The organism is Streptomyces sp. Inha503 (assembly GCF_047215865.1).
GTDB classification, from domain to species: Bacteria; Actinomycetota; Actinomycetes; order Streptomycetales; family Streptomycetaceae; genus Streptomyces; species Streptomyces lycopersici.
In genome coordinates this window covers 2,453,263-2,467,793 of record NZ_CP178360.1, presented here as the reverse complement: position 1 = coordinate 2,467,793, position 14,531 = coordinate 2,453,263, and the positions used below count along the sequence as shown (strand labels likewise).

Genomic DNA, 14,531 nt, shown 5'->3' with positions numbered 1-14,531 from the left:
GACTGAGAAAGCCGATCCCAATGAACTTCGTCAAACGCGCGGGACTCAGCCTGTGGTCCCGCAAGGGCCGCACCCTGATCACCCTGGCCACCTTCCTCGTCATCTCCGTGATGGTGCTGGCCGGTGTCCTGATCAACGACGCCACGGCCCACGCCGAGCGGGACGCCAAGCGCTCCGTCGGCGCCGAGGTCAACCTCGAGATGGATTTGCGCCAGTTGGGCGGCGGGAGCGAGCTGAGGGCTCCGCGCATCGACACCGTGACCGTCGACAAGGTCGGGGCTCTGCCTCAGGTGCGGAAGTACACCTACTCGATGTGGGACCGCGTCCTGCTGGGGGGCGGCACCCAACTGGTCGGCGGTGGGCCGAAGGACCCCATGGGCCCCGGCGGTACCGTGGGCATGGGCGTTCTCGACACCTCGCTGCTGTCCGACTTCCGCAGCGGCAAGTTCACGCTCCTGTCCGGTGCGCACCTCACCGCCGCCGACAAGGGCAAGAAGCGGCTCCTGATCGAGGAACGCCTCGCCAAGGAGAACAAGCTCGAAGTCGGCGACACGATCACCCTGACCGGCAACGACGAGAAGACCACGGCCGACTTCACCGTGGCCGGCGTCTACCGCGACCCGAGCCCCGTCACCGAACCGGACGGCGAGTACGGCATCAGTCCGGCCAATATGCTGTACCTCACGGTGGGCGGCCTCTCCGCGCTCGGCTCCGAGCGGAACGGGCCGCTCCAGGCGGGCAAGGCGACCTTCCTCCTCCAGGACGCCGACATGCAGGGCGCGTTCAAGGGCGAGGCGAAGAAGGTCGCGGGCCCGTCGCTCGACGGTTTCAAGCTGGACGCCAACGACAAGGCCATCCGGCAGATGACCGGCCCGCTCAAGTCCATCAGCACCACCGCCACCCTGGCCATGTGGCTGATGGGCCTCGCCGGCGCGATCGTCCTGGCCCTCCTGGTCAACCTCGCCGTCAAGCAGCGCCACAAGGAGTACGGCGTCCTGCTGGCCATGGGCGAGACGAAAAGCAGGCTCATCGCCCAACAGGCCCTGGAGATCGTCGTCGTGGCCGCCCTCGCCATCGGCCTGAGCTCCCTGTTCGCCCCGCGGCTGACCCAGAGCGCCGGGCAGGCCCTGCTCGGCAGGGAAGCCACCAGCGCCCAGCACAAGATCGACTCCTGGCAGGGCCCGGCGTCCGGCAGTACCGGCCTCGGTGAGGGCATCGACCCCGACGACAAGCCCGTCGAGGACGCCGACCCCATCGACAAGATCACCGTACGACTCGATCCGGCGGACCTCGTCACCCTCGGCGCCATCGGCCTCGGCATCGGCCTGCTGGCCACCGCTATCCCGGCCGGTGCCGTGCTGCGGCTGAGCCCCCGCACCATCCTCACGAAGGGCAAGTGACCGGCCATGACCAGTGCCACCACCGTTCCGCCTGTTCTGCGTCTCGCGGGCGTCAGCCACGTCTACTCGGGCCAGCGCCGCAGGACCGCGGTCCTCAAGGACATCGACTACGCCTTCGAACGCGGCACCTTCTACACCATCCTGGGCCCTTCCGGCAGCGGCAAGACCACCCTGCTCTCCCTCGCCAGCGGTCTCGACACCCCCACCAAGGGCACCATCACCTTCGAGGGCCAGGACCTCACCGAACTGGGCCTCGGCCGATACCGCAACCAGCACGCCGCCACGATCTTCCAGCAGTACAACCTCCTCACCTACATGACCGCCCTCCAGAACGTCACCTGCGCCACGGAGATCACCGGCACCAAACCCACGACCGGCAGTCGCAGGGACCGAGCCCTGCATCTGCTGGAGAAGATCGGTCTCGACAAGGCGATGGCCACCCGCAACGTCCTTCAGCTCTCCGGAGGCCAGCAGCAGCGCGTCGCCATCGCCCGCGCCCTCGCCTGCGACGTCGACATCCTCTTCGCCGACGAACCCACCGGGAACCTCGACGAGGACACCGCCCAGGGCATCGTCGACACCTTCCGCGAACTCGCCCATGAACAGGACAAGTGCGTGGTCGTCGTATCCCACTCCCAGCACCTGGCGGCCCAGTCCGACCGCGTCCTCACCCTGCGCAAGGGCAAACTCACAGAGCAGGTAAACGCCCGATGAAGACGCGTGCGCTGCCGGCGGCAGCCGCTCCGGTACCGGCCGGGAAGCACAGCGGCGACGGCGAGGTCAGCGGACGGCCGCCCGCAACGCCGCCTCGATCGCGTTGGTCAGCGTTTCCAGATACTCATCGTCGCTACGGCCCTGTATGACCAGTACGCGGAATGCGAGCGGCGCGATCAGCAGGTCGGTGCCGAGGTCCAGATCCAGCCCCGGGGGGAGTTCACCGCGATCAACCGCGCCCTGGAGTATCTCGCGCGCCGCCGCCCGCCGCGGTGCGGTCACTCCGGTGGAGAGCCCCTCCGCCAGGGCGTCGTCGTGACTGGCCTCGGCGAGCAGTCCGGCCGCGATCCGGGCGAGTAGCGGAGTGGCCAGTTGGCCGCGGAAGGTGGCGAGCAACTCGCGCAGGTCGGTGCGCAGGGCGCCCGTGGCCGGTGTGGGCGGGAGGGCGTCGGTGACCTTGCCGCGGATCAATTCGGTGACCATCGCCTGCTTCGAGGGCCAGCGCCGATAGAGCGCGGCCTTGCCCACACCGGCACGCCGGGCCACCGACTCCATCGACATCCGCGCGTACCCGGTCTCGGCGAGTTCGGCGAAGGCCGCCTCGGTGATCGCCTCGGTTACCCGCTGTCGCAGGGCCGCCCCGCCGGTCGGCGGCCGGCCCTTCTTCTGCTGCGCTGTCATGCTCCCGAGCATAACGAACGGAACGGTCACGTTCCATGTGTTACCTTTGCCGAGTAGACGGAACGATGCCGTTCCGTTCCATTCTCGGAAAGGAGCCCGACGATGAAATTCCTCTACGACGACGAGTCCTTCTCCTTCGAGGCGCTGCGCGCCGCGGGCTACGCGGCCTATGGCGGCGCCGACCTCGGCGAGGTCCTGGTCACCTGCCGGCAGATCCCGGAGGGGGACGAGGCGGCCTGGTCGGCCCAGTGGGCCGCGACGGCGGCGCGCATCGAGCGCATCGGCCGGGACGCGCTGGCCGCCGGTCACCGGGTCAGCGCCCGGGAGGCGCTGCTGCGCGCGTCCAACTACTACCGGACCGCGGACTTCTACCGCCGCGAGAATCCCGCCGCCGACGCCGAGTCGGCGCGGCTGGCCAAGGCCTCCCAGCAGACGTTCGCCGACGCGGCCGCCCTGCTCGACACCCCGGCGCGCGCCCTGCGCATCCCGTACGAGGACACCACGCTTCCCGGCTACCTGTTCCTCGTCGACGATTCGGGCACCCCGCGCCCGACCGTGCTCTTCCACGGCGGGTACGACTCCACCCTCGAGGAGGACTACCTGGCGCTGGCCGCGGGCGCGCTGCGGCGCGGCTACAACGTCATCGCGTTCGACGGCCCCGGCCAGGGCAGCACCGTCCGCGAGCAGGGCCTGCGCTTCCGGCCGGACTGGGAGGCCGTGGTCACCCCGGTCGTCGACCTCGCGCTCACGGTGCCCGAGGTGGACGCCGGGCAGCTCGTGCTGATCGGCATGAGCCTGGGCGGCTACCTCGCCGCGAGGGCGGCCGCCTTCGAGCACCGCATCGCCGCGTGCGTGCTGTACGACGGCGTCTACGACTTCCACGCGGTCATCGCCGCGACCGCCGAGCGTGCCGCTTCGACGCCCGGCGGCATGGAGGCGCTGATGGCGCGGAACACCATGGTGCGGTGGGTGGTGCGCAACGGCCAGTGGACCTTCGGTGTGTCCGGCATCGACGAACTGGTCAGGGCGACCGAGGCGTACACCATGGCGGGTGTCGCCGACCGCGTCGCCTGCCCGACACTCGTACTCGAAGCCGAGAACGACCAGTTCTTCAAGGGGCAGCCGCAGCGTCTGCTCGACGAGCTGACCTGCCAGAAGGAGCTGATCTCCTTCCGTGAGGACGAAGGCGCGGGCGAGCACTGCCACGAGGGTGCGATGTTCCTGTTCCACCAGCGCACCTTCGACTGGCTCGACACCCTCCTCGCCGGCTGACCTCGTCAGCAGGGACGATCTCCGCCGCGACGCGGTAGCGGGCCGACGACGGAGCAACACCTGGCCGAAACCCTTGACGTTGCTCCTGGCTCGTACCTAGTCTCGCGGCGTAGTTCGTACTCCCGGCAGTTCACGTGCTGCGGCGCTTTCCGCAGTGTTTTGACAGGCATAGACATAGACCACCTGTCGGTGGTTTCGTCATGCCTGTTTCTGTGCTCCCCGTGCCGCCGATGGGTCTTCCCCGAAGGCGGATTCATGGCACAACGTCCGAACGTCAAAGGCGTTGCCGATGTCGTTGCGCTCATCGACGGGCTGGGAAATATCACCGGCCGGGCGCAGATCATCTGGTACCTCGTGTTCGGCGGGCTGTTCCTCGATGCCTACTCGAACGCCGCGCTGAGTGCCGGTCTGGGGCCCATGACGTCCCAGATGGAGCTCACCAGCACCCAGGTCTCGATCCTCACGGCCACCGCTCCGGCCCTGGCGATCCTCTTCAACCCCCTCGGCGGCTGGCTCGCCACCCGCATCGGCCGCGTTCCCCCGCTGCTCATCGCCAAGGTGTTCGCCATCGCGGGTGCCCTGCTCGCCGCCTTCGCCGGTGACTTCACCGTCGTCTGGCTCGGCCGGGTCCTGGTGGGTGTCGCATACGGGATGGACTTCGCGGTCGCCATGGCGCTGCTCGCCGAGTACACCCCCGCGAAGCTGGGCGGCCGGCTCAATCTGTGGCAGGCCGTCTGGTACATCGCCACCACCAGCAACCTCGCCCTCGCGCTGGTGTTCTTCAACCTGGACGTCGGCGCGGACATCTGGCGCTGGTCGGTCGGCTCGGCCGCGGTCGTCGCCGTCGCGCTCCTCCTGGGCCAGGCGCTGATGCTCAAGGAGAGCCCCACCTGGCTGGCGGGCAAGGGCCGCCTGGACGAGGCGGTCGCCAACCTGGACAAGATCTACGGCATCAAGGCCGTCGCCGCCGGGCCCGACGAGGTGACCCGCACCGCGGCTGAGGCCCCGGTCATCGGAATCCGGCAGGCCGGACGGCTCTTCAAGGGCGAATATCTGCCGCGCACGATCCTCTCCTCGGTGATCTCGCTCGGGCAGTCGATGCAGTACTTCGCGGTCGGCTGGTACCTCCCGCTGATCAGCCTGACGATCTTCGGCGAGAGCTTCGAGAAGGCCACCATCGGCTCGATGGTCTTCAACGCCTTCGGCATCGCGGGCGGGTTGCTTTCCGCGTACTTCGGCCGCCGCCTCGGACTGCGGCTCAGCTCCGCGGCCGGTTTCGCCGGAGTCTTCGTGGCGCTGGTGGCGATGGGGCTGACCTTCGGGAAGGTCCCCCTGGCCGTGGCGTTCCTGCTGCCGGTCCTGTTCATCCTCTGCCACTCCGCGGGTCCCGGGGCCAACGGCAAGTCCATCGCCGCGCTCTCCTACAGCAGCGATGTCCGCGCGCTCGGCACCGGTGTCACCGGAATGATCGGCAGCTTCGGCAGCGTCACCGGCCTGTATGTCTTCCCCCAGATCAAGGACTCGCTCGGACTCGCCGACACGTTTCTGGTGCTCTCCGTCGTACCGCTGCTCGGCCTGATCACCTGCCTGACGATCAAGTGGGAACCGACGAAGGCCGCCTCCCCCGACGAGGTCGCCGAGCAGGACCGCGACGCCACCGCGCTCTCCGTGACCGCGCGCTGATCCACCGCCGGACCCGTCGCAACGCACGATGGTCCCCTTGGCCCCCTCCCTGCCGTACCCCCTCCGCTCCGTATCCCCTCCGCGCAGATCGCGATGAAAGGGCTGCAATGACGCAGACGTTCCCCGGCGCCTCCCTCCGGCGCGGTGTGCTGTCCATCGACGAGGGCACCACGGGCACCAGGGCCGGAGTCGTCCTCGGCTCCGGCGCCGCCCACGAAGTGTCCTACCGGGCGATCGGCGTCAGCCATCCGGATGACCTCTCGGTCGAGCAGGACCCCATGGAGATCTGGACCGCCACCGTCGAGGTGGCGAGCCGGGCCGTCGGCCGGGCCCGCGCGGAGGGCATCGAGATCACCGCTGTCGCGCTCTCCACCCAGCGGGCCACCGCGATGCTGTGGGACCGGGTCACCGGGCTGCCCCTGCTGCCCGCGGTGGTGTGGCAGGACCGCCGGTACGCGCATGAGCTCACCGCGTACGAGGCGGAGTGGGACGCCGTCCTGCTGGCCCGGCAGGGCCGGCCGGTCGGCGCCCGCTCCCCGTTCCTCTGGGCCGCCCGGCAGATCGCCGAGCACTCCGGGGTGGCCGCCGCGTACCGCCAGGGCCGGCTGCTCTTCGGGACCGTCGACACCTGGCTGATCTGGCGCCTCACCGGCGGCGCCGTGTACGCCACCACGCCGACCAACGCCGCGTCCACCGGTGGCTATCTGCTGGAGCGGCACGCCTGGGACGAGGAGTGGATCAACCACCTCGGTTTCCCCCTCGACCTGCTGCCGGAGCTCCGCTCCGACGACGCCGGATTCGGTACCACCGACCCGGCCGTCCTCGGCATCGCCGTCCCGCTGGCCGCCGCCATGGGCGACCAGCACGCCGCGCTCGTCGCGCTCGGCGGTCTCGCCGCCGGACAGGGCATGTGCGTCTACGGGACCGGCGCCTTCGTCGACGCGGCGACCGGCACCACGCCCGCCCTGCCCCGGCCGGACATCTCCGGGGTGCTCGCCCAGCCGGGCCGGCGGCAGGGCGACATCAGCCACTACAGCCTGGAGGCATACACCTCCACGGTGGGTTCGGCGCTGCGCTGGCTCTGCGACGACCTGGGGCTGTTCGCATCGCCTGAGGAGCTCGGCGAGGAGGCGGGCCGGAGCCCCGCCCGGCCCGGCCGCACCCCGCGTTTCCTCCCGGCACTCGCCGGGGTCCGTACGCCGGTCTGGCACCCGGAGGCCACCGGGGTCCTCACCGGACTCACCCTCGCCACCACCCGCGCCGATCTCGCACGCGCCGTGCTCGACGGGATCGCGCACTCGGTGTGCGATCTGATCGACGGGGTCGCCGACACCATGGGTACGCCGTTCACCCGGCTCCGGGTCGGCGGAGGAGTCTCCGCCAGCGACCCGCTCATGCGGACCCAGGCCGACCTGGCCGGTGTGCCACTGGAGCGGGTCTCCGACTCCGCCACCGCCAGCCTGCGCGGCACCGCCTATCTGGCGGGTGTCGCCCGGGGGCTGTGGCCCTCGCTCGAAGAGGTCGTCGAAGCACAGCCGCACGGCCGGATCTTCGAGCCCGCGATCACGACGGCCGAACGCGTCGAGCAGCGGGCCGCCTGGCGCGATGTGCTGATCGCCCACCTCGACGACCCCGCGCTGCTCTCCTCCGAGCACCCCGCGCCCCAACCCCCCACCCCACGCTGACGACGGCCCACTGACCGTCGCACTGGGCGGCCCGCCGACCACGCGGCCGCCGTACCGGAACACCAGGAGTTGATGTTGTGATCACCATGCCCGCCCGGAAACCGCGGCGCAGCGCCGCGGCGACCCGCCGAACGCCACTGCTGCTCGACCGGGCAGCCCTCAAGCGCCGGCTGGCCGACGACACATATGACGTGCTCGTCATCGGCGGCGGCATCACCGGGGCGTATGCCGTGCTCGACGCCGCCTCGCGCGGGCTGCGCGCGGCGCTGATCGAGAAGGACGACTTCGCCTCCGGCACCTCGTCGAAGTCCTCGAAGATGGTGCACGGCGGGCTGCGCTATATCGAGCAGGGCAACGTCAACCTGGTCCGCCACTCGCTCCTGGAGCGCCACCGCTTCCGCAAGAACGCCCCGCACCTGGTGCACCGGCTGCCGTTCCTCTTCCCGGTCCTGGAGAAGGAGGGTGTCTTCGACGCCCGCCTCGCCAAGGGCTTCGAGGGTCTGCTGTGGACGTACGACCTGGTCGGCGGCTGGCGGATCGGCAAGCTCCACCAGCGGCTCACCGTTCCCGAGGTGCTCGCCCAGGCTCCGACGCTGCGCGCCGACAACCTCAAGGGCGGGCTGATGTACTTCGACGCCCGCACCGACGACGCCCGGCTCGTCCTCACCATCGTCCGCACCGCCGCCGCGCTCGGCGCGACGATCCTCAACGGTGCCAAGGCCGAGGCTCTGCTGACGCGGACGGACAAGGTGGCCGGTGCCCGGGTCACGGCGGACGGCGACACCTTCGACATCCGCTCGCGGGCCGTCGTCAACGCCACCGGGGTGTGGACCGACGAGCTCGACGCGAAGGCGGACGACGGTCACCAGCCGCGGGTACGCCCGGCCAAGGGCGTTCACATCGTGGTCCCCTGGGAGAAGGTGCGGATCAACTGCACGGTCACCGTGCCGGTCCCCGGCCGGGCCCGCCGCGCGACCTGCACCCGCTGGGGGAACAGCGTCGTGCTGGGCACCACCGACGAGGACTACCAGGGCCCCCCGGACGATGTGCACTGCACCCGCGAGGAGATGAACTTCCTGCTGGAGGGCGCCAACACCGCCTTCGAGGGAAAGCTCACCCCGGACGATGTGGTCGGCTCCATCGGCGGTCTGCGCCCGCTGGTCGGTGGCAAGGAGGGCGCCACCCTCGATATGCGCCGCGACCACCACATCACCGTCGGCCGCACCGGCATGGTGACGGTGACCGGAGGCAAGCTCACCACCAGCCGGCACATGGGCGAGCTCGTCATCGACAAGGTGATGACGGTCCTCGGCCGCAGGGGGAAGAGCCGCACCGCCAACCTCCCGCTGCTCGGCGGCGCCGGTCACGACGCCGAAGCCGTCGCCGCGTCCGGCGGCCTGGCCGCGCACCTGGGCGAGCGCTTCGGCACCGAGGCCCGCTTCGTCGGCGACCTCATCCAGGACGACCCGGCGCTGGCCGAGCCGATCGTCGCGGGACTCCCGTACACCAGGGCCGAGGTCGTGTACGCGGCCCGCGCCGAACTGGCCCGCTCGGTCGACGACGTGCTCTCCCGCCGGACGCGCGCCCGGCTGTTCGCCCGGGACGCCTCCGTGGACGCCGCCGAGGCCGTCGGCGCGATCCTCGGCCAGGAACTGAACCTCGCGGAGGCCGAGGTCGAGCGCTCGGTCGCCGAGTACCTCGCGGCCGTCCGCCACGAAAAGTCCGTACTCCTCGAAGGAGCAGCAGCATGATCAGCCGCCAGACCATCACCCACCCGTTCAACCGGGGCGACTACACCGTCGGCGCCCCCAGCTTCGCCAGGTGGGCGCGGAACACCCCGGTCGGGGAGGGCGAGGCCGCGCTCCAGGTGAACCCGGTCGAGGTCCCCGAGTCCGTGGTCGAGGCGCTGCGCGAGGCCGCGCACGCGGTCCACACCTCCCGCCACGAGGTCGTCACCCGGACCCGTGACTGGTGGGCCGGTTCGATGATCGGCGAGACCGAGGGCCGTCCCGCCACCCCGAACGCCGTGATCGTCGAGGCCGCCGACGCCGACCAGGTCGCGGCCGTACTGCGCGTCTGCCACGAGGCAGGCATTCCGGTCACCCCCTCCGCGGGCCGCTCCAACGTCACAGGCGCGGCGCTCCCCGTCTTCGGCGGCGTCGTCCTGGACGTCTGCGGGCTGAACCGGATCACCGGCTTCGACGCCGAGTCGAAGATCGTGGACGTCCAGGCCGGGATGTTCGGAGACCTCTTCGAGAAGCAACTCCAGGAGGAGTACGGCGTCACCACCGGCCACTGGCCGTCCGCGTTCGCCGTCTCCACCGTCGGCGGCTGGATCGCCTGCCGCGGCGCCGGTCAGCTCTCCACCCGTTACGGCAAGATCGAGGACATGGTCGTCGGCGTCGACGTCGTGCACGCGGACGGTACGCGCGCCACGTACGGCGACTACGCCCGCGCCGCGGTCGGCCCGGACCTGCGCCAGCTGTTCATCGGCTCCGAGGGCACCCTCGGCGTCATCGTCTCGGCCCGGCTGCGGGTCCACCCGCTGCCGGAGTACGCCGACGCCGCCGCGTACGGCTTCACGACCTTCGCGGAGGGGTTGGACGCCTGCCGCAGGATCATGCAGCGCGGCGCCACCCCGGCCGTGCTGCGCCTGTACGACACCCTGGAGTCCGGCACCCATTTCGGCCACCCGGAGACCAATCTCCTGCTCATCGCCGACGAGGGTGACCCGGCCATCGTCGACGCCTCGATCAAGGTGGCGAAGGAGGTCTGCGGGGGTTACGGCCCCGAGCTGGACAGCAAGGCGGTCTTCGAGCGCTGGCTGGACGAGCGGATGCTGGTCGGCAAGTCCGCCGACGGCTTCAAGCCGGGTCCGGGCTTCGTGGCCGACACCCTGGAGATGGCCGCGTCCTGGGCCGACCTCCCGGTGATCTACGACGAGGTGGTCGCCGCGATCCAGTCGGTGGAGGGCACGCTGGCCGCCTCGGCCCACCAGTCCCACGCGTACACCGATGGCGCCTGCGTCTACTTCTCGCTGCGTGGCGATGTGGCGCCCGAGTCGCGCCGTGACTGGTACCGCTCGGTGTGGGACGCGGCCAACGCCGTACTGATCAAGCACGCGGCGGTGCTCAGCCACCACCATGGCTGCGGTCTGCTGCGCGGCCCCTACCTGGAGGAATCCCTCGGGACGGGCTTCGCGACGTGCGTCGCGGTGAAGAAGGCCCTCGACCCGGCGGGCATTCTCAACCCTGGCAAACTGGGCCTCCCCAGCCGCTTCGGCACGTCCCCGCTGGACTGACCTCAGCAGCCCCGCGCCCTCCTTCCCCCCAGACAGGTCTTCGCCATGGCCCGCCACCCGTTCCAGTCCGGTGCCGCACTCGCGCCCCGGCTCGCCTCGGACTTCGCCGAGGTGCCGGTCGTCGCGTCGGTGATCGGCACCCAGCCGCTGCGGCAGTTCCTGACCGCGCCGGCCAAGGTGTGCATCCTCGCGTCGTTCACCGTGGGGCAACTGCCCAAGGTGGTGCCGGCGCTGGTCCGGGCGGGGAAGACCGTGTTCGTGAACGTGGACAGCAGCCCCGGTCTGGCCCAGGACCGGGGCGCGCTGGAGTTCATCAAGAACATGGGCGCGCACGGGGTGGTCAGCACCCGGCTCTCGCTCATAGAGAAGGGCCGCCCGCTGGGCCTGTGGACGATGATGAAGGTGTTCGTCACCGATCGGTCCAATCTGCCCCGCTCCACGGACGCGATCTCGCGCGGGGCGCCGGACCTGGTCGAGATCATGCCCGCCCCGATCATCGCCTGGATGAGTGAGCGGGCACAGCGCGCGATGTCCCCGTCAGTCGCCGCCGGATTCGTGGAAACCCCCGCCGACGTGGCGCTCGCGCTGGCCCTCGGATCGGTCGCGGCCGCCACGTCCGACCCCCGCCTCTGGCACCTGCGCCGGGACCAGCTGCCGCCGGTCCCGCCCACCGCGCTGAAGAGGCCCGCCGCGCCCCAGGAGTAGTCCGCGACACCCACGTAGTCCTGGACCGCTACCGCCGTCGGCGGTGTGGGGTGGGTCAGCGCCCGGTCGCGCCGTCGAGGAGTTCGCGGAGGATGTCGGCGTGGCCGGCGTGGCGGCCGGTCTCCTCGATCATGTGGGTGAGCGCCCAGCGGACGGCGGGGGCCGGTGTGTCCGGCCGGGGGCGGGGCAGTGGCGCGCCGAGGTCGGTACAGGTGTCGAGGACCTCGTTCGCCTCCGCGACGGTCTCCCGGTAGCGGGTGACGACGGCGGTGGCGCTCTGCTCGGGGGCGGCGTGGAAGGTCGCCTGCCAGTCGGTGATCCGGGCGCCGAGGAACAGCGCTCGCTCCACGCAGGTGAGGTGGTGGAGCAGGCCGAGCAGATTCGTGCCCGAGGGCACCGCGGCCGTGCGGATCCCGGGTTCGGGAGCGCCTTCGACCTTCGCGGCGATCGAGTCGCGCAGGTAGTCGAGGAATCCGCGCAGGACCTCGGTCTCGGTGTTCCCGGTGCGCGGCGGCGGGGCGTCGCGGCGGCGGTGGGGGCGGGGGGAGGTGGTCATGGTGGCTGCTTTCGACGGCCGTGCCGGTTCAGGCGGTACGGCGGATGATCAGGATGTGGTCGGTGACCTCGGCCGTGCGGCCGTCCGGTCCGGTCGCCTCGCGCACCTGGGCGTCGGCTCGCTCGACCGTCCAGGTCCCGGGGTTCAGGGCCAGGTCCGCCGCGACCTCCCGCGGGGTCGGGTACCGGATGTGCGGGTCCTGCGTCCATGACCACGGCGCGGTCGATCCGTGGTCGACCACCAGCAGCCGTCCGCCCGGGCGCAGGGCGTGGGCCGCCGTGCGCAGCACGGCCGTCCGGTCCAGGTCGAGGGGGGTGTGCAGGTAGTGGGCGCAGACCAGGTCGAAGGCGCCCGCGGGGAAGGACGTGCGCAGATCGTGGTGGTGTGCCGTCAGCCGGTCGGCGAGGCCGGCCTCGGCGGCGAGACGGGTGAGGCGCCCGACGGCCACGGAGGAGACGTCCACGGCGGTGACCAGCCATCCGCGGCCCGCCAGCCACAGGGCGTCGCCGCCGTCGCCGCACCCCAGGTCCAGGACGTCGCCGGGCGGCAGGCCGGTGACCGTCGCGGTGAGGCACGCGTTGGGGCGGGGGGAGGCGGCCGCGGGCCGGGCCGCGTAGATGTCGTTCCAGAACGTACCGGCGTCTGTTGTGCTCATCGAAACTCCTTGTTCGGGGAGGTGCGCACACCACTCTCGCCAGGCTCTGCCCGAACTGGCACGTCTCCTTGCGGTTTCCGCAAGATCGGTGGACCCGGCTTCAAAGTTTGGGCACAACTTGCACACATCCCCTCTTCAGATGGGCCCCCCGATGGTCTAGATTGACCGTGCTTCACATGTTTGGACACCAGCCGACAAATAATGATCTATGCGTCCGGATCTACGGACAGCCAGCAGTCGCGGCCGGCATGTGAGGTGCGGGAGGTGGGGGCCTCCCGGGGGGAGGGACAGTACGGGAGGTGGGGGCCTCCCGAGGGGAGGGGCAGTACGGGGGGTGGGGACCTCCCGAGAACAGTGTTAGGCGAATACGTCGAACCACTGGGGACCTTGGGGGGTTCTGTGCAAGGGGGATTACTCAACCCGTTTCCGTCGGCGCGCGGGCGTCTGGCGGACGGGGCGATCAGACAGCCCGCGACTGACTGGGAGCACCGGTACCGCCGTACCGTGATCACCAGCGATACCGTGGCCACCGCCTTCGTGGTGGCGGCGATCGGTAACTTCTTCGGGGCCCGGGACGCGGCCAACTGGCACGAGAAATGGGGAATTCTCGCATTCGGCACCGAGCTGCTGGTGCTGGGGTCGCTCGCGGTGAGCCGGTCGTGGGCTCCGGCCGTGCTCGGCCAGGGCGCCGAGGAATTCCGCCGGCTCGGACGCTCACTGTTCACGGCGACCGTCGTACTGGCGCTGGGCGGGATCGCCCTCACCTCGCGCAACATCAAGCTCTGGATCTTCGTCGCGATCCCCGCGATCGCGCTCATCACCATGTCCGCGCGCTATCTGCTGCGCCTCTGGCTGCACAAACAGCGGAAGGAAGGACGGTGCCTGCGACCGGTGCTCGCCGCCGGGAGCCCGGCCACCGTACGCGACCTGATCACCCGGACCCGCAAGTTCCCGCACCTCGGCTGGCGGGTGGAGGCGGTGTGCACGACGGACGGTCGTGGGCTCGAAGGTGACGAACTGGACGGAGTGCGGGTCGTCGGCCGGCTGGCGGACGTCGCCAAGCACGTCCGCCACGACGGCTACCGTGTCGTCGCGGTCACCCCGGACCCGCACTGGACACCGGACCGGTTGCAGCGGCTGGCCTGGAACCTCGAGGGCAGCGACGCCGAGATGGTCGTGGCCCCCGTGCTGATGGAGGTGGCCGGGCCGCGGCTGCACATCGACGCGGTGCTCGGGATCCCGCTGCTGCGGGTCAGCATGCCCACCTTCACCGGGGGCCGCCGGGCGGTCAAAGGGGTCGTCGACCGGATGGGCGCGGCGATCCTGCTGGTACTGTTCGCGCCGCTGATGGTGTTCGTCGGGCTGCTGGTGCTGGTGGACAGCCGGGGTGGGGTGTTCTACCGCCAGCGCAGGGTCGGCAAGGACGGCCGCGAGTTCACCATCCTCAAGTTCCGCACCATGGTCGCCGGGGCTGACCGGGCACGTGCCGAGCTGGCCGACCGCAACGAGGGCGCGGGGCTGCTGTTCAAGCTCCGCCGGGATCCGCGGGTGACCCGGGTGGGAGCGGTGCTGCGCCGGTACTCGATCGACGAGCTGCCGCAGCTCTTCAACGTGCTCACCGGATCGATGTCGCTCGTCGGCCCGCGGCCTCCGTTACCGGAGGAGTCCGCCGCGTACGGCCCGGACATCCGGCGGCGGCTGCTGGTCAAGCCCGGGCTCACCGGCCTGTGGCAGATCAGCGGACGCAGCGACCTGCCGTGGGAGGAGGCGGTCCGGCTGGACCTGCGGTACGTGGAGGACTGGTCGCTCGCCCTGGACACAGTGATCTTGTGGAAGACGCTGCGTGCGGTGCTCCAGGGGCAGGGGGCCTACTGATGCG

At 70.8% G+C, this 14,531-nt stretch carries 12 protein-coding genes; 9 read left to right on the top strand and 3 right to left on the bottom strand.

The window, feature by feature from the left end; all coding sequences use genetic code 11:
- The first annotated feature begins 20 nt into the window (after positions 1–20).
- Together ACJX2R_RS10185 and ACJX2R_RS10180 are read left to right on the top strand one after the other, a co-directional pair.
- Positions 21–1,400: an ABC transporter permease gene (locus ACJX2R_RS10185; RefSeq protein ID WP_413099796.1), complete on the top strand. Its 1,380-nt coding sequence runs from the start codon at positions 21–23 to the stop codon at positions 1,398–1,400.
- A 6-nt stretch (positions 1,401–1,406) separates the two neighbouring features.
- Positions 1,407–2,114, top strand: coding sequence for an ABC transporter ATP-binding protein (locus tag ACJX2R_RS10180; protein ID WP_413099795.1), 708 nt, complete (start codon positions 1,407–1,409; stop codon positions 2,112–2,114).
- Between the two features lie 66 nt (positions 2,115–2,180).
- On the opposite strand, the gene ACJX2R_RS10175 is transcribed toward ACJX2R_RS10180, so the two are convergent.
- A complete protein-coding gene (locus tag ACJX2R_RS10175; protein WP_413099794.1) occupies positions 2,181–2,795 on the bottom strand; it encodes a TetR/AcrR family transcriptional regulator in 615 nt (204 codons plus the stop codon).
- Positions 2,796–2,897: 102 nt separating this feature from the next.
- On the opposite strand from ACJX2R_RS10175, the gene ACJX2R_RS10170 reads away from it, so the two are divergent.
- From ACJX2R_RS10170 to ACJX2R_RS10145, 6 genes are all read left to right on the top strand, one after another.
- The gene (locus tag ACJX2R_RS10170; protein ID WP_413099793.1) at positions 2,898–4,067 is read left to right on the top strand and encodes an alpha/beta hydrolase family protein; all 1,170 of its coding nucleotides are present in this window, start codon (positions 2,898–2,900) and stop codon (positions 4,065–4,067) included.
- A 255-nt stretch (positions 4,068–4,322) separates the two neighbouring features.
- Entirely contained in the window at positions 4,323–5,750 is a 1,428-nt protein-coding gene (locus ACJX2R_RS10165) for an MFS transporter (protein WP_413099792.1), read from the top strand.
- Between the two features lie 107 nt (positions 5,751–5,857).
- Positions 5,858–7,435, top strand: coding sequence for an FGGY family carbohydrate kinase (locus ACJX2R_RS10160; RefSeq protein WP_413099791.1), 1,578 nt, complete (start codon positions 5,858–5,860; stop codon positions 7,433–7,435).
- Positions 7,436–7,512: 77 nt separating this feature from the next.
- Positions 7,513–9,186, top strand: coding sequence for an FAD-dependent oxidoreductase (locus tag ACJX2R_RS10155; protein WP_413099790.1), 1,674 nt, complete (start codon positions 7,513–7,515; stop codon positions 9,184–9,186).
- Complete coding sequence (locus ACJX2R_RS10150) at positions 9,183–10,736, top strand: FAD-binding oxidoreductase (RefSeq protein ID WP_413099789.1); 1,554 nt, start codon at positions 9,183–9,185, stop codon at positions 10,734–10,736. The genes ACJX2R_RS10155 and ACJX2R_RS10150 overlap by 4 nt, the downstream gene beginning before the upstream one ends.
- Positions 10,737–10,781: 45 nt before the next feature.
- A complete protein-coding gene (locus ACJX2R_RS10145) occupies positions 10,782–11,441 on the top strand; it encodes a glycerol-3-phosphate responsive antiterminator (RefSeq protein WP_413099788.1) in 660 nt (219 codons plus the stop codon).
- A 55-nt stretch (positions 11,442–11,496) separates the two neighbouring features.
- Here the strand turns inward: ACJX2R_RS10145 and ACJX2R_RS10140 are convergent, their stop codons facing one another.
- Positions 11,497–11,997, bottom strand: a complete 501-nt coding sequence (locus ACJX2R_RS10140; protein ID WP_413099787.1) for a DinB family protein — start codon at positions 11,995–11,997, stop codon at positions 11,497–11,499.
- A 28-nt stretch (positions 11,998–12,025) separates the two neighbouring features.
- Positions 12,026–12,652 carry an SAM-dependent methyltransferase gene (locus tag ACJX2R_RS10135; protein ID WP_413099786.1) on the bottom strand — a complete coding sequence of 209 codons (627 nt, stop codon included), beginning with the start codon at positions 12,650–12,652 and terminating at the stop codon, positions 12,026–12,028.
- A gap of 399 nt (positions 12,653–13,051) precedes the next feature.
- Between ACJX2R_RS10135 and ACJX2R_RS10130 the strand changes: the two genes are divergently transcribed.
- Positions 13,052–14,527 (top strand): sugar transferase, encoded by a 1,476-nt coding sequence (locus ACJX2R_RS10130; RefSeq protein WP_413099785.1) that lies wholly within the window; start codon positions 13,052–13,054, stop codon positions 14,525–14,527.
- Positions 14,528–14,531 lie beyond the last annotated feature (4 nt).